General features: G+C 65.2%; 19 protein-coding genes and 1 tRNA gene. 5 read left to right on the forward strand and 15 right to left on the reverse strand.

Annotated features, from left to right (window positions below; genetic code table 11):
* Nucleotides 1-311: 311 nt before the first annotated feature.
* Genes ACZ6DT_RS17565 through ACZ6DT_RS17585 form a run of 5 tightly spaced genes read right to left on the reverse strand, consistent with a single transcriptional unit; the run spans nt 312 to nt 2,803 of the window.
* The gene (locus ACZ6DT_RS17565; RefSeq protein WP_465595715.1) at nt 312-917 is read right to left on the reverse strand and encodes a DUF3558 domain-containing protein; all 606 of its coding nucleotides are present in this window, start codon (nt 915-917) and stop codon (nt 312-314) included.
* Nucleotides 914-1,645 (reverse strand): hypothetical protein, encoded by a 732-nt coding sequence (locus ACZ6DT_RS17570; RefSeq protein ID WP_465595718.1) that lies wholly within the window; start codon nt 1,643-1,645, stop codon nt 914-916. The genes ACZ6DT_RS17565 and ACZ6DT_RS17570 overlap by 4 nt, the downstream gene beginning before the upstream one ends.
* Nucleotides 1,642-2,025, reverse strand: a complete 384-nt coding sequence (locus ACZ6DT_RS17575; RefSeq protein WP_465595721.1) for a hypothetical protein — start codon at nt 2,023-2,025, stop codon at nt 1,642-1,644. Before ACZ6DT_RS17575 ends, ACZ6DT_RS17570 begins: the two co-directional genes overlap by 4 nt.
* Nucleotides 2,022-2,333 carry a hypothetical protein gene (locus ACZ6DT_RS17580; RefSeq protein WP_465595724.1) on the reverse strand — a complete coding sequence of 104 codons (312 nt, stop codon included), beginning with the start codon at nt 2,331-2,333 and terminating at the stop codon, nt 2,022-2,024. The genes ACZ6DT_RS17575 and ACZ6DT_RS17580 overlap by 4 nt, the downstream gene beginning before the upstream one ends.
* The gene (locus ACZ6DT_RS17585) at nt 2,330-2,803 is read right to left on the reverse strand and encodes a YbaB/EbfC family nucleoid-associated protein (RefSeq protein ID WP_465595727.1); all 474 of its coding nucleotides are present in this window, start codon (nt 2,801-2,803) and stop codon (nt 2,330-2,332) included. Before ACZ6DT_RS17585 ends, ACZ6DT_RS17580 begins: the two co-directional genes overlap by 4 nt.
* 326 nt (nt 2,804-3,129) lie before the next feature.
* On the opposite strand from ACZ6DT_RS17585, the gene ACZ6DT_RS17590 reads away from it, so the two are divergent.
* Nucleotides 3,130-3,205, forward strand: a tRNA-Lys gene (locus ACZ6DT_RS17590).
* Between the two features lie 1,258 nt (nt 3,206-4,463).
* Nucleotides 4,464-4,901: a DUF6416 domain-containing protein gene (locus ACZ6DT_RS17595; RefSeq protein ID WP_465595730.1), complete on the forward strand. Its 438-nt coding sequence runs from the start codon at nt 4,464-4,466 to the stop codon at nt 4,899-4,901.
* A 362-nt stretch (nt 4,902-5,263) separates the two neighbouring features.
* Here the strand turns inward: ACZ6DT_RS17595 and ACZ6DT_RS17600 are convergent, their stop codons facing one another.
* The 5 genes from ACZ6DT_RS17600 to ACZ6DT_RS17620 form a co-directional block, all read right to left on the reverse strand.
* Nucleotides 5,264-5,626: a hypothetical protein gene (locus ACZ6DT_RS17600; RefSeq protein ID WP_465595732.1), complete on the reverse strand. Its 363-nt coding sequence runs from the start codon at nt 5,624-5,626 to the stop codon at nt 5,264-5,266.
* Entirely contained in the window at nt 5,619-7,064 is a 1,446-nt protein-coding gene (locus ACZ6DT_RS17605; protein ID WP_465595735.1) for a pre-toxin TG domain-containing protein, read from the reverse strand. Before ACZ6DT_RS17605 ends, ACZ6DT_RS17600 begins: the two co-directional genes overlap by 8 nt.
* The gene (locus tag ACZ6DT_RS17610; RefSeq protein ID WP_465595738.1) at nt 7,064-7,483 is read right to left on the reverse strand and encodes a GNAT family N-acetyltransferase; all 420 of its coding nucleotides are present in this window, start codon (nt 7,481-7,483) and stop codon (nt 7,064-7,066) included. The genes ACZ6DT_RS17605 and ACZ6DT_RS17610 overlap by 1 nt, the downstream gene beginning before the upstream one ends.
* Before the next feature lie 173 nt (nt 7,484-7,656).
* Nucleotides 7,657-8,136: a hypothetical protein gene (locus tag ACZ6DT_RS17615; protein ID WP_465595741.1), complete on the reverse strand. Its 480-nt coding sequence runs from the start codon at nt 8,134-8,136 to the stop codon at nt 7,657-7,659.
* 32 nt (nt 8,137-8,168) lie between these two features.
* Nucleotides 8,169-8,402, reverse strand: coding sequence for a hypothetical protein (locus ACZ6DT_RS17620; protein WP_465595743.1), 234 nt, complete (start codon nt 8,400-8,402; stop codon nt 8,169-8,171).
* A 135-nt stretch (nt 8,403-8,537) separates the two neighbouring features.
* Between ACZ6DT_RS17620 and ACZ6DT_RS17625 the strand changes: the two genes are divergently transcribed.
* Both ACZ6DT_RS17625 and ACZ6DT_RS17630 read left to right on the forward strand, forming a co-directional pair.
* Complete coding sequence (locus ACZ6DT_RS17625) at nt 8,538-10,046, forward strand: hypothetical protein (protein WP_465595744.1); 1,509 nt, start codon at nt 8,538-8,540, stop codon at nt 10,044-10,046.
* A gap of 47 nt (nt 10,047-10,093) precedes the next feature.
* Nucleotides 10,094-11,545, forward strand: coding sequence for a hypothetical protein (locus tag ACZ6DT_RS17630; RefSeq protein ID WP_465595747.1), 1,452 nt, complete (start codon nt 10,094-10,096; stop codon nt 11,543-11,545).
* A gap of 3 nt (nt 11,546-11,548) precedes the next feature.
* On the opposite strand, the gene ACZ6DT_RS17635 is transcribed toward ACZ6DT_RS17630, so the two are convergent.
* The 4 genes from ACZ6DT_RS17635 to ACZ6DT_RS17650 form a co-directional block, all read right to left on the reverse strand.
* On the reverse strand, nt 11,549-12,481 hold the full coding sequence (locus ACZ6DT_RS17635; protein ID WP_465595750.1) for a hypothetical protein: 933 nt from the start codon (nt 12,479-12,481) through the stop codon (nt 11,549-11,551).
* Between the two features lie 370 nt (nt 12,482-12,851).
* Nucleotides 12,852-13,247, reverse strand: coding sequence for a hypothetical protein (locus tag ACZ6DT_RS17640; protein WP_465595752.1), 396 nt, complete (start codon nt 13,245-13,247; stop codon nt 12,852-12,854).
* 1,203 nt (nt 13,248-14,450) lie between these two features.
* Nucleotides 14,451-15,896 (reverse strand): DnaB-like helicase C-terminal domain-containing protein, encoded by a 1,446-nt coding sequence (locus tag ACZ6DT_RS17645; RefSeq protein ID WP_465595755.1) that lies wholly within the window; start codon nt 15,894-15,896, stop codon nt 14,451-14,453.
* Nucleotides 15,897-16,089: 193 nt separating this feature from the next.
* The gene (locus ACZ6DT_RS17650; RefSeq protein WP_465595758.1) at nt 16,090-18,033 is read right to left on the reverse strand and encodes a hypothetical protein; all 1,944 of its coding nucleotides are present in this window, start codon (nt 18,031-18,033) and stop codon (nt 16,090-16,092) included.
* A gap of 181 nt (nt 18,034-18,214) precedes the next feature.
* On the opposite strand from ACZ6DT_RS17650, the gene ACZ6DT_RS17655 reads away from it, so the two are divergent.
* Nucleotides 18,215-19,075 (forward strand): LppA family lipoprotein, encoded by an 861-nt coding sequence (locus tag ACZ6DT_RS17655; RefSeq protein WP_465595761.1) that lies wholly within the window; start codon nt 18,215-18,217, stop codon nt 19,073-19,075.
* Between the two features lie 342 nt (nt 19,076-19,417).
* Here the strand turns inward: ACZ6DT_RS17655 and ACZ6DT_RS17660 are convergent, their stop codons facing one another.
* Nucleotides 19,418-19,936, reverse strand: coding sequence for an HAD domain-containing protein (locus ACZ6DT_RS17660; RefSeq protein WP_465595764.1), 519 nt, complete (start codon nt 19,934-19,936; stop codon nt 19,418-19,420).
* Nucleotides 19,937-20,070: the final 134 nt, after the last annotated feature.

Consider the following 20,070-nt stretch of genomic DNA (forward strand, 5'->3'; position numbering starts at 1 on the left):
CTGAACGCCTTCGCCATCACGTTCGGTGACCGCTGGCCGGGAGCCGAAACCTACTGATCAACAACGCCGGAAACACCGATCACGGGATAGACCCCGACACGATCGACCACACAGGAGTGGCGCGCCTTCGCTGACCCTGGGTCCGGTCATGAAGCTGCCGCAGGTTCTCCAGCTCCGCGGTCATGTCCTCCCGGCTCAGAGCGAAGCCACCCGCGGAGCCGGCCGTGGCGAGGTCGTCGCGACGAAGAAGTTCAGAACTGCTAAGGAGAAATCGTCATCGATGGTGTTCTGTTCAGCCATGCCGTCCTCTCCTAGCCGCGGAGGTTGTCGATGACGAACTCGGAGATCTTCTTGGCCGCGCCGCAGGGATCGTTCCGCCAAGGACCGGCTTCCGCACGGCCGCGTGTGTTGGCGCCGACGTACACCAGTGTGGTGTCATCGACTCCGAGAGCCAGCCTGCACGCCAGAGGTCCCTCGTCCTTCTTGGTCGGGATGTTCTCCTCGATATCCGTGATCACCCCGGGGTAGCCGTTGATGGTGACTTCTTCCCAGTTTTTCGGGTTGTGGCGGCCCCGAGCGTGATCGCGGTACAGCGTGCTGATGTTGTTGCTGTCCTCCAGCACCGGATGCCACGATGCGGTCACCTCGACCAACCGGCCGAACGCGATCAGGCACTTTCCATCCCTGTCGCGCTGCACGGTGCCGTTGTCAGCGAAACCCATGCTCTGCAACTGTTCCACGGTGATCGCCGTGCACGGATCTGCCTTGAACTTGGCGCCGTTCAGCTGTGCGGGGATCGGCGGGACCGACACCGACGGTTCCGGTGGCTGTGGAGGCGGGCTCGTGCCGCAGCCAGCCAGCACCCCCAGCCCGCCGGCCATCAGCAGGGCGAGCCTTCGGGACAGACGTGGTTTCACGAAGGATCGGCTCCCGGTTTGATCCGCCAGCGACGGGGTTCCCCGACCACCTCGACACTCGTGCCGACATCCGGGATCTTGGGAAAGGTGGTCTCGATGGCCGTCAGCTCGAGACCGCTCCCAACCAGCGCCCCGATGTTGGTGATCATGGCGCCGAGGAACGCGTTGCAGTCACGCCAGAACTTCTCGAACGCCGAATTCATCGCGTCCACGAAATCCTTGGCCGACAACACAGCCAACGGCGGGACGACCAACGTCCCGAGAACGATCGCGAACTTCCCACTCAGCTGCGCCAGATTCGCCGCACAGTTCCCGAGCGCGAGCAACAAGTTCTTGTACGTGTCGATCACCGTGATCGCGACCGCGCTCACCGTCTTGGTCAGGCTCATGACGGAGGCCTGCCCCTTGTTCAGGCCGTCAACAATCATCCCGGAATAAATCGAGTACTGATCGAACGCATCACCATGCCACGCGGCATTGAGCGACAGCTTGACGTCATTGACCTTCTCGGCCGCATCCTTCAACTTGCTCTGATTGGCGAACTCTTCCGCGAGATCCAGCGTTTTACCCAGGTCGCCGGCAACGAACACGCGAAGCTTGTCCAGCAGCCCGATGATCCCGTGCGCGCCGATCAGGTCCGCGTACTCCCGGACCTTCGCATCCGCGGCCTCCGGATAGCGCAGCGTGGTGAGTTCCGCCGCCGCCTGGCCCGGGTCGGAGGTGGTCACTTGATCTCACCCTCCAGCTTCTTCATCCGCTCATACGCTTCCTGATCCAGCTGTTCATAATGCCGAGCAGCCTTGCCCAAGGCCGCGCTCAGCACCGCGAGCTGGGTCGAATTCTCGGCCGTGATCCGCTGAATCGTGTTGATGGCCGCGTTGTACCGGTCCACCGTCCCCAGGCCGTTGAGCCCGGACATCAGGTTCGTCGCCGTCCCCGGCAAACCGAGGTCGTAGGGGCCGAGCGCGACGTTCGCCAGATCCACGATCGCGAAGTTCTGCAGCAGTTCTGCCGCCTCCGCGATCGTGTCAGCCGCGGCGCGTAGCTTCTCCGGGTAGACGTGATAGCCCTGACCGGGACCGGGGTCAAACGGATCCGGAAAGCTCATACCAGCCGCTCCTCATCCCGAACGGCCGCGATCGCCGTGTCATACCGCTGGGCCGCGGTCTCCTCTGCCCGCTGGATCCCCAGCAGCAGCTGACGAGACAGGCTCGCCGCGCTGTAGTCCTTCATCGCGGCCACGTCCACCGACACATCGACCAGCTCACCCGCACCAGTCACCGTCACCGACCCCAGCTCACCGGGCAACATCCAAGTGACACGATCCCGCGCCGCGCTCGTCGCCGCCTGCTCGACCGCGGCCACCGTCGCGTCAATCTCCCGCGCCAGGTGATACAGCTCGTTCTCGTAGCTCACCAGCGATCCCGCCCCTCGTCCTCGAGATCGGCGTCCAAGAAATCGAGCTGATCGAAACTCTCGTCCTCGACCTCGTCGGTATCTCGGCGAACGGCACGAGGCTCGGCCGTCATCCCGGCTCGGGGAGCAGGCGGCGGAACCGAGTTTTCCTGCTGTCCAGGTGCCGATCCGCGAGCGGGTTCGGGCACCCACTCCTGGTCCTTGTCCACCACCGCACGCACCTTGACGACACCGGCCTGCGCGGCCTCACGCCGAGCCGTGGACACCGCCTCGATCACCGCCGGACCCAGCCGCTGCGGATGCGTACTCCGGATCACATGATCCGCGATCGTCAAGTCCACCAGCTTGCCCTGACCAGTCACCACCGCCGACGCGAAACCGTCAGCCGATCTCCCGGTGAACCGGGCCTGCTCCAGCTCGGCATCTAGCTCACCAGACTGCTGCTGCAACCTGGCCACGTTCAATGACACGCCGGCTCGCCCTCCCCCGTCGCCCGACATCTCCCACCAGCCGCCCCCACGGCCCGACCGCATCGCCCGCGATCAACTCACGAGCGTAATCGGTCGAGCGGTCAGCGTAGTCGAACTCGCGGACTTGTGTCTCGTTGTTCCCATCACTCCGCCGGGACCAGGTAGCTCGGTGTCCCCGCCGCCAGGTGAGCTTCAGCTGTGCCTTCCGGCTCGTCTGTCTGCCACGATGCACGCGCGTGGGCCAGGTAGGCGATCACATTCGTTCCGCAGCGGCGGACGACCCGGAATGCACGGGTCTCCCGGGCCCTCGCTATGCTCATGGTCGCGGGCCGTTAGCTCAATTGGTAGAGCTGTGGACTTTTAATCCATAGGTTCCGGGTTCGAGCCCCGGGCGGCCCACCATTTTCGCAGGTCAAACGGGTCCTTTCATGACTCGTCGGGTGTAGTGCGCGTTGATCATCGGTGCTCCTGTCGGCGCGACAAATCGTCGGCATTCGCTAGCAGGAGTAGTACTACGGATGTGGTTGTGCGGCGGGTGCTGGACGCTGGGCTGATGAGGTGTAGCAGTGCCGGTTTGGTCGTCACGATCGCCATGGCGGGCCTGGCTATCGTTGGGTGTGCGGGCAGAACTCGATTGCCCCGCGAATGTCACCGAGGTCGGTCAAGCGCTCGCCGCGCGCGGCCGTTCCAGGTGTCACGAATATCGCTCTCGACCCCAGTAGTGACGGGTTCACCCTGTCCTACAGTCTCCGGCTGCGGTTCGCCTCTCCTGCGGTGACGGCGGCCGATGCGCGCGCGGTGGCGCGTCGCGCCGCGCGTGTGGTGTGGGATACCGCCGGAGGCCCAATGGGCCACTCTGCGGGTGGAGACCGGCTGCGCCGACAAAGACCACGTGTACCAATGTGTTGTTAACGGCGGACGCCGCGTCCGCCGAGGTTGTATGGGGCGCGTCGGCTCACGTGACTCACCGGCCGGTGATCAGCGATGAGGATCGCCGTCGAGCGGTGTCTAGGCCGCACGGCGCCACCAGCACGGGCAGGTTCGACTTCGCGCGGGAGGTTCCCAGTCCGTTCCCGGTCGGCTGGCAATGTGTATGGTCCGCGACCGAAGCCAGGTAGTGACTTCGCATGGTTGGACGCGTTCGTGCCGGAGGGAACCGACCAGAAGGCACTGCAAGCGGGGCTCGCGCAGATCGCCGCGGTGCTGTGGCATGACCAGCTCGGCGACCTCCGCGGCGTGGGCCTGGACGTTGGCGAGAGCGTCGCGACGTCGACAGTGGAGACGTTGACGGTGACATCAACCGCGTCCGGCACGGCAACAGCCGCACGCGAGACCCACCGATACGAGTGGGACACAGCCAGCTGCGTCGCATCGAACCACGAGCGGCGGATGGATACGTCAGTAGACGTGCTCTCTGAGCAGCGTTTGTCCTCGACAGGATCTCGGCCCGGGTCGATCACCTCTCTGCGACTGACGAGGTCGATTCCAGGAGAGGCTTCCTTAGGCCCCTCCGACAGCTGCCTAGCCGCCCACGAGCCTCTAGTGAGTGCCCTGTGGGGTCTTATGGCGTGATTTAAATATCTCTAAGGCCTTTTAGATGCCTGTAAGAAGGGTAGCTTGGGCTTGGTCGGAGATAGCTTTCCTAACGCGAGGAGCCCTCATGATCGACGTTACTGTCAAGGTCCCCGATGACCGCATCGCCGAGTTTTACTCGATGTTCGGGCGCTGGCTGGCCGATCCTGCAATGTTCGAGGTCCTGTCGACGGATGAGCCGGGCGGTGAGCTGGTCGAGTGGAGCCACTCGGATGGTGAACTCGCCGAGGTGGTGTGGGGGAAGTTCAGCGAGAAGGCCAAGGCCCTGTTCTCGATGCTGATCGACAAGCCGGGAGCCAAGTTCAGCGGAGACGAACTTGGCCGGCTGCTCGGGCTCTCTAATGGCAAGCACGGGGTAGCAGGAGTCCTTGGATGGCCTGGCAGACATTGCCAGACAGTTGGGCGCACGTGGCTATGGGCCTGGGAGTATCCCGAGGGCGAGAACGTGCGTTACTGGATGACCGACGAGGTCGCTGACCTTTTCCGACAGGCGCGTGCAGGCTGAGGGCAGTGTTGGGAACCGGCTTACCAAGCGGTTCCACGTACCGAGATTGTGCGGTGGAGTTCGCCTTGGCTGCAGCGCGGCAGACGCTTCATCGACCTGGATCCGCAAGAGACGTTGCCCTCGTGCAAAGGCACCATCGCAGGTGACGGAATTCTCGCCTGGCATCAAACGCAATCACGGTAGGTGCTCATGGTGAAAAGTTGGGCCTGTCCAGACGGTGGTCTGGACAGGCCCTGAGGTCGACAAAGTCCTCGCTCTCAGTTTAGCGGGCTCGAAGTCGTCGTAGAACCACGCTGGTGGGTGTTGCCCGGCGTACCGGGCGACGGCGTCGAACTTCCGGCCGCCGCCCACGGCGGTGCAATCTACGACGCTTGGGCCTGTTGGTCTCCTTTTGGGGTGTTCGACAGCCAGCACAAACCTAGGCCGGCGGACCAGTCGACTGCCTGGCATTCGCGGACGACCCGTTCCACGGTGTCCTCGATGGATGACGTCCACGGCTCGAACCCCGTGTCGCCGATGTCCCCTACGACCATGAGGTCTTCGCGGAGCAGATAGTCGAGTACGGAGGTGAAGAATCCCGCGAAGCGGTCGCTGTCTCTGGGGACGATCTGGAAGGCGTTCCAGATCAGTGAGTCGACCGGGACCCAGTCGTCGAGTCCTTCCTCGATCGTCGGGGCCGCGGCCAGTTCGATCTCGCGCAATTCCTGCGCTCGCGGCTCATCCATCGATATGCACCTTCAATCGCTTGTCGTCCGCCGTGGCGATGTCGATTGTTTCGCCGCTCGTCTTGGACGTTTGGCGCCACTGGATCGTCGCGCCGTCTTGCAGCTTGAACACGTCGGGAATTTTGTCTCCCCGCGGCGAAAGCCTCTGTGCGCCTGTGGTCCAGTGGTCGAACAGTGTCCGCAGTTCAGCGACGGTCGACACGGTTTTGACGCCGCTGTTCTTGCCTTGGGGTAGCGCGTCGAACGAAGCACGCCAGCCTTTGGCGCCGTTCTTGGCCGCGAGTTCGATCCCGCGCGAGATCTTGGCCGCTCGTTCGACGGCGATGAGCTTCTTGAGGGCTCCACCGGCCACCGGGACGGCGGCCATGCCGTAGAGGGCGCGTTCGAAGCCGTCGAGTTCCTGCTGGGTGAACGCGTCCTTCCCGACGATTGCCTCGACCGCGCTCTTGATGCTGCCGACCCCAGGAATGAAGTCCGTCACCGTCGACAGGACCGCCGCGACGTCCGGGTTGAGCGAGCCCGACTGAGTCGGGTGGCCGAAGGCTTCGTCGAAGTCGAACTTGATGCCTTTCAGTGACAACCCGCCCACCGGCATCCACGGCGTGGAGGTGAACTTGTCCAGGGTCCGGTTCGCCTCGGCGAGGATCTTGTTCGCCGAGTCCAGATCACGTTTGGCTCCGGCGAAATCGCGGTCGGCTTTGGCCATACCGGCGCGGATCTGGGCGGCGCTCTCGTTCAGCTGGGCCGCGGCCAGCGCGATACCGGCTGCGGTGTCTTCCAGGCCGCGGTTGTTGGCTTCCAGCGCGGCCACGTCGACGTGGATGTCCAGCTCCGGGAATGCTTTGACCTGCGCAATGGCGTCTTTGGCGATCGCGACCAGTTTGGGCAGCGACTTCACCACCACAGTCGTCGCGACCACCGTGTCGCGCACCTGCTGCAGTGACTCGTCGAGCTGGTCGAGGGCCTGATCCACCTGGGCGGCGTCTCCGGAGTCGATCGCCTTGCCGACGGTGTCCAAGGTCTGGGTGGCCTGCTCGAGCGCGTGCCCGGCGACCTGATTGATGCCCTGGCGCAGGTGCCCGAGCACCAGGGCGCCCAGTTCGGTGCGGGCGAGCGACTTGCCCACGGCAAGCGCCGCCTTGGCCCGGTCGGAGGCCTTGCACACCGACAGCTCCGGATGCCGGTCGCAGAGTCCGGCGGCCTGGGCAGGGGCGGGTATCGCCAGCAGCATCGTGACGATCGCGGCGATGAGGCCGACGACGCTCCCTCGACGTGTGGCCTGAGCACGAAAACGCACTGTTCTCCTTTGATTCCTGATCAGCGGAGAAGACGGTAAGACACGTCCACGGAAGCCCCGGCGGCCAACTGGACGATTTGTGTCGGCGGGCACAAGTATGTAACGGAAAGCCAGGCGGCAGACGTCGAGAATGAAATGCATCAAATCTCGTTTAAAGGATGCTGGACCCGAGCTCGTTGTCCGGTTCGGTTGCTGTCGTCGCTGGAGCAGGACACAGACCGTCGCGGCGGGAGCGATAACCAGACTGCTCGCGATCTGGGCTGGTGTTTCGGCGGCGGTATTCGCTGCGGCCGTGAGTAGCGACAGGAGGTCGCGGACCAAACGGAGCCGCCTGTTCGCTTTTGTGTGTCACCCGGGTTGTGCTCGAAAGCGGCCGAGATCGCCTCGTCCGCATCGAGTCCGGCGAACGCGAGGTGCAGCACCGCGGCGCGCATCTCGGTACCGATTCCCTGCCCCAGGTAACGCAGCCCGAGCCAGGAGTCCGTGTGCACTTCCCGCGTAATAGTCCGGTCACGGGCTCCGATGCTCTGCTGTCCGACGACGACATCGGCATCAAACACCGTGAGGTTGAGCGACCAGTCGTCGTGCCCGGGGCCAGCTACCCAATTGCGTCCAGTGGTGCTGGACGACGCGCAGAGTGACAAGGACCGTTGACAAACGCGTGGTCACCGCGGCCGTTGCGACTGCGCGTGGCACAGCACGGAGGTGACCAGTCACGGCAACGACGGCGATGCTAGCCGCATGGTGCGGGCTGGCATGTCTGGCACGGACGTCGATCTGAGTTTGCTCGTAACCACTCGTCGGCTTGGGATGTGTTGAGCCGGAGAAGCTCGCGGCCAGGTGAGGTGGTTCGGTAGCTGGTGAGGTGGCGGCAATTGCGTCGATGCAGGACTGTCGCGGCGGGACGAGCCGTGTACTCGTGTTCCTGGTCTGTGCAGGGCCGGATCGTCTCCAACTGCTGCCGTAGCACGGTTGCGCGGTCTGTGAGTTCTTGCCGTTCCTGCTCGACGGCAAACAGTCGTTTCTCCAGGCGCGCGAGTTCCCTCACGAGTGCGCCGGTATCGGTGGTATGCGGCTGCTCCGGCGCGGCGAGGCCGAGCGGCGTGGCCGCGATGATGATCGAGGGATTGAGCCCGCAGGTCGGGCACGGACATTCGCCACCGAACGCGTCGTGGACGTGCTTGTTCTCGCGGTGAGCGGTCCGCTCGATCACGTGGCTGCAGTAGAGACGCAGTCGCCAGCGCATCAGGTTGCTTCGCGGCTGTTGAGCATCCGGCGCGTAATAGCGGCCAGGCCTTGGATCTGGTCGTTTGATAGTGGCGGAAGGGTGGCCACCGTCGTGCGGACATGTTCGACCATGGCGACGTAGTCGGCTTGGCGCCGGTGGTCGGCACGGGTCAGTTCGTGCTCGGCCAGTGGATCGCCCAGGTGCCGATATTCGGACAGATCGAACGGTGGCCATGGTCGCTGCCAGGTCATCGGCATACCCTGCACCAGCGCTCGGGGCGGCGCCTGGCGAGGCACCGCCCCGAGCGCTGGGTCGCGACGCCGATGGTGTGCCACCGGTGAGTGCCTCTGGCCATGGCGAGATGGATCTCGTGTCACGCTGTCGGCATGGAATCTCCGGTTCTCGCCGCCCTGGTTTGTGCTCCGGATCTGTCGCGTCCTCAGTTGCGGGGTGTGATCGCTATGGTTGCGGCGTTGGCACCGGCACACATCGTGGATGTGACCGAGCGGAGCGATCTCGACGATGAGCTGCGGGGCGAGATCATCCGCCGCTCTTCGCGCTACCTGGTCGTGGATGTTCTGGAGCGATGGCCTGCGGCTCCGGCCTTGCTCGAGGTTGCCGCAGAGGCCCATGGTGCGTTCGCTGGTCTGGTTCTGTACTGCGAGGAACAGGGCTGGCGGGATCGTGCCACCGAGCTGGCTTCCCGGGTGGACGTCGATGATGTCGACCCTCTCGCAGCGAGGTGGACCCGGATCTTCGGCTCGCTGCCTTCCGTCATCCGGATCGCGCTGATCCATGCTGCGTTGACCGAGACGGCTCCGCGGCCTCAGCTGGCTGAGATGTCCGAGTGGGAGCAGCAGCAGGCGATGGAGCAGCTTGCTCAGGAGGCACGCATGCGCGCGGGGAAGGCGTGGCAGCTTCTTGAGCCGGCGCCGGAACTGTGGGAGCAACTCGCTCGCGACGGCGAGGATGCCGGGCAGGTTCGTCGTATCCTCCTCGACCACGCCGAACGGCTGACCGACGACGTTCTGGCCGCGTGCCTGCCCGAGGTGACCAATGACGACCTGCGGGATGGCGATGCCTTGTTCGCGGGTGTGCGGCTGTCCCAAGCTGCGGCTCGGGTGCGCCGCTGGCCGCGTCTGCGCGACCTAGCTCCGGTGGAGCTGCGTCGGGTCGTGCAGGAAGCTGTCGAGGACGGCTGGGCGCCGGACGGCCGCTTCACACGGTGGCCGGGGCTCACGGCGCTGGCGGAGTTGAGCGACGACGCGGCCTTGCTGTCCAGTGCAGTCGCGGCGACGGGTCGCGCCACCAAGCCGGGCTATGTGACGTGGCAGCGTCAGGACGGACCTTCGTGGGAGGAAGAACGGGTCAGCACGGTCGCGGCACTGGTGGCCAACCCCGCAACGCCGCGCGCCGAATTGGTCGCGCTGCTTCCTGTCCTGGATGAGCCTGCGCTCCTGTCTGTCGAGCAGCACGGCGATGGTGACCTGCGAGCCGCGGCACGCGCCCAGGTGGACGGACTCCGTCGAGCGGCCGACGCCGGCCGTCCTGAGCTCATCCACGTCCCCTCCGATGCTGAGCTCGCCGAGTCCGAAGACCCAGTAGCCGAACTCCGCGGACACCTCAAGTACCTGCGGGCTCGAGCCGAACAACGCGACACCACCTGTGAGGCGCTTCTCCGGTCGCGCTTCACCACCCCTGACGTCCTGCGTGCCCTGCCTGCTCACCGCGTCCTGGACAGCGCGGAGCAGGCGGAACTGACGGCCAACATGATCGTCGACGTGTGCGGTGACGACGCAGCTCGATGGGAAGCTGTTGCCAGCCACCTCGACACGCCGCCTCGCAAGACGGTCACCTTCGAGGCATGGCTGAGCACTGTCGGCGGCACTCGCTAGCACTGTGAATCGTGACGACCGTGGGCGGTCCTTCGAGGGGATGGTAGATGACCAGTCGGAAGGCGCCGCTCAATGCGGCTCAGCGGGAAGTCCTCGCGTGGGTGCGGGATGGGTGCGCGACGGGAGCCTACGAGGATTGGTCGCACCGCCTGGTTGCTCGTGCGCTGCAAAGCCGCGGCCTGCTCGTGGTGAAAGGCCATGGTCCGTCTTGGGTTGCCTCGATCACCAAGGAAGGCATCTACTACCTCGAGAACGACTCCTATTCATCCAGCGAAAACCGCCGCCGGTCCTCGTCTGGCGAGAAGAAGCCCGAGCAGAGTCGCCAGACACCGGCACCAGACGTCCGGCAGCACTCTGAGCCTGCCGCGGCTCGACCTGTTGTCACGCCGCGGGTGAAGCCGGTCGCGCAGAAGCGAGGGCCTGTCGACCAGTTCATGCAGAAGCTCCATGATGCGGTCGATCATCGCGTCCTGGTGTCGCCAGACCAGGTGTCCAAGCAACGCCAGCTCGCGGCTTCGGCAAGGCGGTTCGGACGGATCGCGGAGGGCAAGCGGCTGTCGTTCGAATACGTTCGGCACGACGGTAGATATTGGCTGGCGATCACTCTGGAGTCGCCGCCCGAGTGGCACACCAGACTGACCGCTCGAGCCGCGTCCAAGACACTGCCGGACCCGACCGATGTCGTGCAGGCGAGCATGGAGCTGGAGGAATTCCTCGTCCAGGGAGCGCCGTGTGACCGAGCGTTCCGCCTGCTCGGGGCCCTGGTCCGGGGTGCGGGTGAGATCGGGATGACCGTGTCCCTCCAGACCGAACGGCACACACGCGGATACGCGGGAAAAAGCGACCATCAGAACGAGGTCCGGTTCGCTCTCGACCGGGACGAGGTCTGGCTCCGATTCACCCAGGCCACGCTGCAGCGTCCGCACGAGCCGACAGAACGGGAGCTCAAGCGAGCGCGGCAGGGCTTCATGTTCCCGGACTTCGACCAGGTCCCGGATGAGCACCTCGGGATTGTCCTGTCCGGCGGCGGGCGCTTCTGGGCCGACAGCTGGAAGGACACCGACGAGCATCGTCTGGAGGACGATCTCGTGGAGATTCTGGAGGAAGTCCGGCTCAGGCTCGGTGACTTGGCGGTGCGGCGAGCGGCGGCTGAGGAACGGCAGCGTCAGGCGGAGCTGGAGCGGGTCGAACGCGCGAAACGTCAGGCCGAGGCAGAGCAACGCGCCGCGCTCGCGCAGCGGGGGCATCTGATCGATGAGGAGGCCCGGAGTCAAGCGAGTCGCTGGGCCGAGGCTGGCCAGCTGCGTGCTTATGCGGCGGAGGTGCGCCGGCGGGCGTCATCGCTGACTGCGGAGCGTCATGCGGATGCGATGGCCTGGGCGGACCGGATCATGAAGGTCGCCGAGGCGCTGGACCCGTTTCCCGACCGCGCGGTCCGTCCTCACCTTCTCCTGGGCATGCCGACTGCGAGTGAGGTGCAGGCTTTCCGGAACCGGTGACGCTCACCAGCGGCGGTATCCCCAGCGTCGTGGTGCGCGTTCGTACCGGACGGGGATCTCCGACGATTTTAGTGGACGGTCGACGACGGGGCGGTAGTTGGCCGGGGTGATCCGCTCTTCCTCGTGCACGCGTTCCATCACCTCGGCGAAATGGCTGTGTTCATGTTGTTTCATCTGGTCGATGAGCCGGGTGATGAGCACGTCCAGGCGCTGCACCTCCGCCTCGGCCGCAGCTAGCCGTTCCTGCATGGTGACGGCGCGATGACCACACCAGCCACGCAGCAGTTCGTGCCGAGGCCTGGAGTGTTCGAGGTACCACCGGTACTCCCAGTCCGGATCCGACGTCCTCTGCTGTCCGTCGTGGCCCGTGTAGGACTCGCCACGCTTGGTCTTCTCCCGGCACTGCCGTTCCTCCTCGATCACGCCGTCCAGGATCGGCATCGGGTTCACCCGGCAGGCGTACTCGGCGATCATGAGAGTGCCCGCGGGGGACACCACCGTGCGGTCCTCGGTCGTGAACGAATCGACCTGGCCGAGGAGTTCGCTGACGGGGATCCCGATGAGCGGCTCGAGCGCGACCGGGTCGTGGATTGTGGTGACCCATCGCACCAGGGCCGACCACTCCCAGGTCGCGACCTCGTCCGGGATCAACTCCCTGAACACGGTCTCGACGCCTGCTTCCTCCGGATCGGTCAGCTCGAACGCGGCGAGCCGCTCCCAGTTCGCCATCAGCTCGTCGTACTCACGCACGTCGGACCACGCCCCGCGAAGCCGTTTCCCGGGAACCTTCTCCCGCTTCCCCGGGCTCTCGCCGTCCAGGAATTCGATCTCGTACTTCGCGGTCTTCTTTTGCATCTCGATCGCGACGACACGGACACGTTGCGAGGAATCGAAGTCCCGGATGCGATAAATCTGCTCGTCACCAACCTGGACCATCCGCATTCCTCCCCTCGACGGGACACCGGCAGCGTCACCACATTAGCCAGTCGGTCACGCCTTGAGATCACGCTCGGCGGTGCCTGGAGATCCTCAGCCGGCGAAGGGGTATCGCGGCACGGATCCAATCGCTGGACGCCGGTCGTCCGACGTGGATGGCGGGACGAGCGCCGGCACTGAGGATGCCGGTGGCCTTTTCGAAATGATGGCTGTCCGGTTGGTGCACAGGCGGCGGTGGCCGCACGAGGTGCGCTTCGGTGATCGGGAGAGTGCATTGGCGTATGCGGATCGCTATGGCGGCGGGCTCGCCCGCTGGAATGTCGTCGTGGCTCCCGCGAACGCGCGATGGCCGGACGGGACTCTCGCGCAGCTACCACCGCTTCCGGCTGACCGGCCACCAGCGCACCGTCCCATCAAGCAGGTCGGCGGTGCGTTCTTCGGCGTCCTCCGGGAAGGGCTCCCAGCGGGAGATTTCGCCCTCGCGGACGCGGAATCCTTGCTGGTAGGTGCCGAACAGGAACGCGCCCGCCGCACCGTGCGGGCGCTGGCGCACCCAGTCCGGCAGTGCGGCGGTGGGCAGGGTCTGCTCGATCCAGCGGCGGGCCTGGTCTTCGGTGTCGAAGTCCTGCTCTGCGACACAGTCGACGTTGTCGTCATCGCCGATTCCGACCATGATCGCGGCGCTGAACCCGGTGCGAATGTCCTCGTGCGTGGTCATCACCATCGTGAACTCCCCATCCACTCCCCTGGCGGGTGGACCGTCCATGATCGCACTCGCGCTGCCGTGTCGCCACCCGCGCGGACGACCGGCGCTCAGATAACCGCAGTTCAGCCCCTCCGCCTGGCCTGTGGTCGGATTCGCCCGCAGGTTCGCGCAACTCCGCCACGACGACTCGACGACGCCACCAACAGCGTGTCCCGGCGCCAGTTCACTCGCGGGCGTCCACGGCTGCAGCTCGTGTGTTCCTCGGCTGCGCGGAAGTCCTGCCGGCTACGAAGCTGGGAAACATGGCATCGTCCAGGGGGCTTCCGCCCGGCCAGGTGACCGGTGCGATTGGTGGCCAGGTCTGCGGCAGGTCCGGGCATGTGACGCCTCGACCTGCAGAGTTCCGCAGCGCACGACATGTTGACCTTGCGTGACCTGAGGATTCACAGTTTGTCTCACGGCCGCTTCACTTCTTCGGCCAACACAGGTCGTCGCACGGGCCAGGTGATCCGCTGATGTGTTTGGCCGGTCGACACGACAGGTGCAGCTTGTGGCTGTGGATTCACTGCCCGCGATCGTCGGTGGTTGTCCTGAGCCGCTTCGCGGTATCGAGCGACTTGGCTTGCAGCCGGTCCGTCTGGTCTCGGTACCACTCCAACCAAGGGCTTCCGCCGCTCGCTGAGTCACAATGAGCTCAGCTCCTGAGTCGTCATTGGCTGCCACCACCTCGTAGCCGATTGAGGACAGGATCGTGGCCATCGCGTTCTGCATCGCGGTGTCGATTGTGTTCTTCCACTGCCCAGCGGGATTGTCTTGGCCGATGCGGCCCTCGCTCCACGCATCCAGGGACGCGGACTTCAGTATCGAATGGCTGACCCAACTGATAAGCACGCCACGATGCCCGAGGTTGTCGGCGAAGACGTGCGCGCCGGCCGGACCGAGGGGATGGCCGCCGTTCATGATGTCGGGAACCAGGGGTATTCCGGCGACGGCCAGGTCTGAGCTGACGAGATCGGCCAACAGCACCAGTCTGGTGAGCGGATCTTCGGATTCGTGTTGGTCTGGCATGTCTGCTCGTGCTCCTGGTTCCGGTTGCGATCGATGAGAGTCAGTTATTTGCGCCGACGGTCATCCCTCACGCCTCCGCCGAGAACTCGTCGCTGTCTAATGGCAACGTCGTTCAAAAGCAGGCACGAGGAACGCCGAGAATCGTTCCCACTTCATTTATGCGATGCACATGAAGTTCACTTTGAGAAAATGAAGTCACATTTGGGAACCTGCAGGTTCATCCGGGCGAGTGAAGAAGTCGACGAACCGCGAGTAGTGGAGTTGGTGCGCGACCGTGATCGTGGCTGTGCGACCGTGCTTGTGTTTGGCGAGGATGAGGTCGGCTTCGCCCCCGCGCGGGTCGTCGCGTTCCCAGGCGTCGGGACGGTGGATGAGCAGTACGTAGTCGGCCACGTGGGCGATGGTTCCGGAGTCACGCAGATCGGCAAGGGACGGCAAGGTGGGGATCGGCTGCCGGGGGCCGGGGTTGGTAGACAGCTGCGAGGTGACGACGACGGCGATGCGCGCGTCCAGGGCAAGTCGTTTGAGTCGGCGGGTGATTTCGGCGATTTCTCGTTCGCGGTTCTCGTAGGGCAGGTCACGCCGAGCAGTGATCAGATGGAGTGAATCGATCACGACAAGCTGCACGTCCCGTTGGGTAGCAAGGCTGCTGATCTCGCTGGTGAGCGGGCCGATCTCGAAGTCCGCGGGGCGGGTGATCACGATCGGTGACTCGCTGATCTCGGTCATTCGCGCGGCCAGGCGAGTCCAGGCGGCGTCGTCCATCCGCCCGGTCCGCATGTCCTCCAGTCGTATCCGAGCTTCGCTACTGAGCAGCCGCTGGGTAACTGCCTCGACCGTGCCGTCCAACGTCAGGTACGCGGCGGGGATGCTGTGGCGTATGGCTGCCGACCGCGCGAAGGCCAGTGCAAGGGTGCTGGCACCTACGCCAGGCTGAGCGCCGATGACGGTGAGAGAGCCCTTCGGCAGACCGCCGGTGATCTCGTCGAGTTCGGCGAAGCCGGTCGGGATGTTTTGCGCGGCTCCTCCCGCGGAAGCGATGGCGTCCAGCTCATTCAGGGTCGACAGGAGCAAGTCGCCCAGTTCCGTGACGTGCCTGCTCGTACTGTTCGACGCTGCATCGTCGATAAACGACCGGGCGCGTCGGATGGCCTCATCGGTGTCGACGCCGGGTTCTTCGTTGCCCTTGTCGGCGAGTTCCGCGATCTTTCCAGCGGCGAGCCACAACCGACGAAGTACCGCCTTCTCCGCCACGATCTCGGCGTAGTACCCGGCGTTCGCAACCGTCGGCACTATTTCGGTCAGGGTCTGCAAATATGCGTCACCACCCACGTGAGCCAGTCCGCCCCGCTTCTCCAGCTTCCCGGCGACCGCTTTCAGGTCTGTCAGTTTGCCCTCGCCGTACAGGTCGATGATGGCGTCGTAGACCGCGGCATGCGCGGTCTCGTAGAAGTCACGAGGGTGCAGGACCTCGACCACGTCGGCGATCGCATCCGCGCTGAGCAACATGCCACCGAGAGTCGCTTGCTCAGCAGCGTGATCATGGGGAAGACCACCTTGACCTCTGCCCCGGCTGTCACCTGCGGCCGCCGTCTCGCCGTGTGCACGGTGCGATTCAGAAGACTCGGAAGAAGTGGTCACCCAACCTTTATAGGGTGATCAGCGGAGGGCGCCGTCGCCGGGGTCAGCAGGTACCCGGCCTGCCGCCACCGCGCAGCATCTTCCGGCCATCGTTGATCGTGCCCGCGACCCGGTCCCATTCTGAGCCCGGTCGGCATACGGCCCTTGGCCCGCTCGGTGTGAGTCATCTGTGTCCGTGGCGGGATGCAGTGAGTTACTGAAGGACCTCGGCGGGAAGGTCGGGAGCGTCGTGGGCGACGCTGAGTGCTGAGATGGCTTGGATGACGGCGACAGCGGCTTGTGCTGTGGTCAGGTGGTCCAGTGTGCCCGATGGTTCTGTGTTGTCTGTGGTCGTGGTTTTCAGCAGGCTTGCACCAGGATCCGGGCAGGGTGGCTGGTCGCTGAGGAGTTCGGGTTGCTGACGGAGGATCTGGATGACTCGGTTCCACCAGATGTTGACCTGGTTGCGCAGGGCGGGTTCGTCGCGGGGATCTTTGCTGCGCAGAGCGGGGAGGTCGGCTGCGTAGCTTCCGGCGAGGGTGGGGTCGAGGGCGGCCGCGGCGATGAGAATCTGTGTTTGCAGCCGTTGTTCGGTCCGGTCACTGTCGTCGCTGGAGAGCAGGACACAGGCTGTCGCGGCGGGAGCGATGACCAGGCTGCTCGCGATCTGGGTCGGTGTTTCGGCTGCGGTGTTCACTGCCGCGGTGAGGAGCGACAGGAAGTCGCGGTTCAGGCGGAGCCGCTTGTTCGTTTTCGTGTGTGGCCCGGGAAGTAGCTGTTCGAGCGCGTCGAAAAGGTCGCTGTAGGGATCGCCCTCGTCATTCGCGTCGTCTTCTCGCAGGGCTTCGATGGCGCGGAGAGGGGGCAGCACAAGGTTCGCGGTCGCGCGGAGTTTGCTGGTGCTGGCCGCTTTCTGGATGGCGTCGGCGCCCAGGGCGGTCAGTGCTTCGCCGGCGATGTGGTGCAGCGGTCCGGCGGTGACGGTGGTGTCGGACAGCGGTGACCAGGGCTCGGTGAAGGCTTCGCTGTCGAGCAGGTCGGGGTACAGCAACGCCGCACGGACGAGCAGATGCGCCTGGGCCGCGCTGGTGAGTTCCTCGTCGTCGTTCTCGTTGGCCACGGTGAGGCGTTCGTCATCGATGTCGGCGAGCACGCCGACTGCGGGACTGACCTTGTCGATGCCGAGCCCGGCAAGCCAGAGCCAGGGCGAGCGGGCATGGTCGGTGACATCGTGGCTCAGAGTGGCCAAGACCCGCAGCCCTGCCCACAGCAGCGCCCGTAGTTGGTCGCTGCTACGTCGTTCGCCGACATCCGGGTCCACGTCGCTGGACTGGTTCCATTGCAGGCCGTGGTGTTCCATGAACTCTTCGACGAGGACGTGGCCACGCATCCGGTCGTCGTCGAACTCGATAGTCGGCTCGTCGATCTCGCCGCGTACGGACTTCAGCAGCTGCTGTGCCAGTGCGGGGTCCCCGCCGCCACGGCCGATCAGCGGCCGCCGGGTGCCGGAGGTGGCTTCGCTGCGGCCGGCTGCGATCAGGAGCGTGCCGAGGTCTCCTGCTACTTCGCGGCCCCAGGGGTGCTGTGTGGCGGCTCCGGCGACAAGGTCGGCGGCATCGACCGCTTCGGGGGTGTAGCGGCTTTCGCCGCTTGGGTCGTGCAGGTCGCGTACGGCTCCGGCGATCAGGAACTGGGCGGACATCTCGAGCAGGTCGCTGCGCAAGTGTTCCGCGACGGGAAACCGGGGGCCTTCGTCGCGTAGTGGCGGCAACCAGTCACCCGAGGGGTCTGGTGAGGTCAGTTTCGTGGCGCGTAGTGAGTCGGTCGTCCAGCCCAGCAGGGCGGGTGCCGCGTCAGCCAGGTGACGGCCGAGGCTCGCGCCTATGGTCGTGGCGATCTCCAGGACTTCGGTGTCCACCGCGAGGCCGATCATGGCGCCGTCGGGATATCCCAGGACACGCATATCGAGAAGGCCGGGGCCAGTGCCTTCGTCCTCATCGAGGGCAGGAGCGTCATCCTCGTCGTCGAGGCTCGGCACCACGGGGACGTCCCAGCCTGCCTTCAGCAACTCGACGATCAGATCCGGCAAGTGCTCCGCGGCAGCCGCGTCGCTCACCGGCTCCGGTGCGGTCATTTCCAGCCATACGGCGTACGGCAAGTCCACCCTCCAGCCACTCAAATTTCCGGCCACGAGCCGGTGCCAGTTTATGGGCGAGGGCAAATAGCCGCGGGACGTCCCGTTCAGCTCGGGTATGTCGAGTTGTAGCAGCTCCAGAGCGCGGGTGTTTTGAGTAGTTTCCCGCTTGGCGTGGTCTGTGGATGATCTTACTGTCGTTCGGGTGGGTATTCAGGACGACAAGGAAGCGGGTGAGCTGCCGCGGACTGGCCGCCGGGCCTCGGGGCTGGGTTGCGGTTTGGTGGCCTTGGTGTGGTTCGGTGTCGTGGCGACCTTGATCATGACGCTCGCGGTGGCGGTGATCCCGTTCCCGTGCGAGAGCTTCGAGGCGATCTGCGGCAAACAAGATCTGGTCGCATACATGCCGATGGTCGCGACGATCGTCGGTGTGGTGGGCGCCGGGATCGGTGGTTGGATCGCGCTCCGCCGTCGCCGTTCGGCGGGGCCGTGGGTTCTTGGTGCGTGGCTGCTGGTGTTCGCCGGATGCGGCTATTCCTGTTCCGTCCTCAGCGCCGAGCCGGACACCGCCGCACGGAACGCGAAGACGGCAGCGGAACGGGAACAGCGGATCGCGGCGATGCAGGCACGACCGGACTTCGAGACCGTCAAAGCCCGCTACCGGCAGATGCACCACCAGCTTGCTGACGCGGCGGCCGCCGCTGTGCCAGGCTTAAGTTGGCCTACTGAGGACGCTCTGCTCGACGGGAGCCGTAGTGGGTGCGAACGGGACACTCCGCACGGCCGTGGCTACCGTGGCACCGGTAGTGCCTCCACCGCGGGGTACACGGTCATTACCGAGGCGCAGTGGACCGCTCTTGAGACTGCGCTCCGGGAGGTCGCCGGACGATATGGCTTCACCGGCCTGCCGAGCCACCGGCGGACAGGCCCGAGCGATCCGCAACCACCTGGATTCGTATGGACATCCCCGGAAGGAGCCCGCATCGAGGGTTACCTGATGCGGTTCGACCACGGGCTCTCCTTGTCCTTTGACACACCGTGTTTTCTGCCGAAGGCCCAGCGCTGACGGAAGGCCTGATCAGATGCGTGCGGCGTGAGATGTCGTCTGCCACCGTCAAGGGACCACTCGGCCGCCAGTTTGGTGGACCACCGACCTGCGGTGAGATCCAGAACGTGTTCTAGCTCTGTGGCTTGCCCGTCGGAGAACCGCTGTCGGTAGTGAATGCGCTAACTGCGGCATGTCAGTCGGTCTGGTCCCACACTCGCCGGTACACGCCATCTCTTCTGCCGCTTAGTCCGGCCGGACGCGCGCAGCGACATGAGAGGACGGCGCCGGCGGACTGGCAACTGGCCGTCGCATTCAGTCTGGTGCTTCGGGCGGGCAAGATGCGTGGTGTGGTGGCGTTCGTCAGGCTCTGTGTAGCCACTCACCGAGGTCGGTGTAGTCGGCCTCGGTGAGGCCCAGTCGTGGGTCGACGCGGTGCAGAAGCGCTGGTGCCTCATGGCAGGTGTGCACCCAGTGTCGGTCTATGTCGGTGATTTCGTCGTCGACCCAGGCGAACGGGCGTCCCGCTGCCCAGTTGACGAGGGCTCGGGTCTTCCAGTGCAGTCCGTCGCGCTCGTCCTGCTCGTCGATGTCGGATGGCACCGGCCAGTCCACCACCGGCAACTGTGGAAGGCCAAGTCGCGGCGAGAGGCACTCGTTGGCGTCGGAGGTCCAAGTCGTGGCCCAGACCAGATCGCAGGGCAACGCGGCCAGCCGGGGCCCGTGACCGGGATTGACTCTGGCCAGGAGCGGGTTCGAACCGGCCGCGGGTGAGTCGAGGTGGGACCGGTAGGTCGGGTAGTGCTCCGGCGGGGCGCCGAAGGGGATGAGCGGCCCGTCGACGTCGAGGAAGAGCAGAGGTAGTTGTCCGGTGCCTGTCACGACCGCACGATAGATGCTGATCAGGCTGCGCCAAGCCAGATGATGAATGAGGAATTCGACTCGTGGTCGCAATCAAGACATTCGGTGGCGCTGCCCGCAGATTCCCGAAGCGGCCTTGCGCAGCTCGATATCTC

It is taken from the genome of Amycolatopsis sp. NPDC041971, from assembly GCF_055588925.1.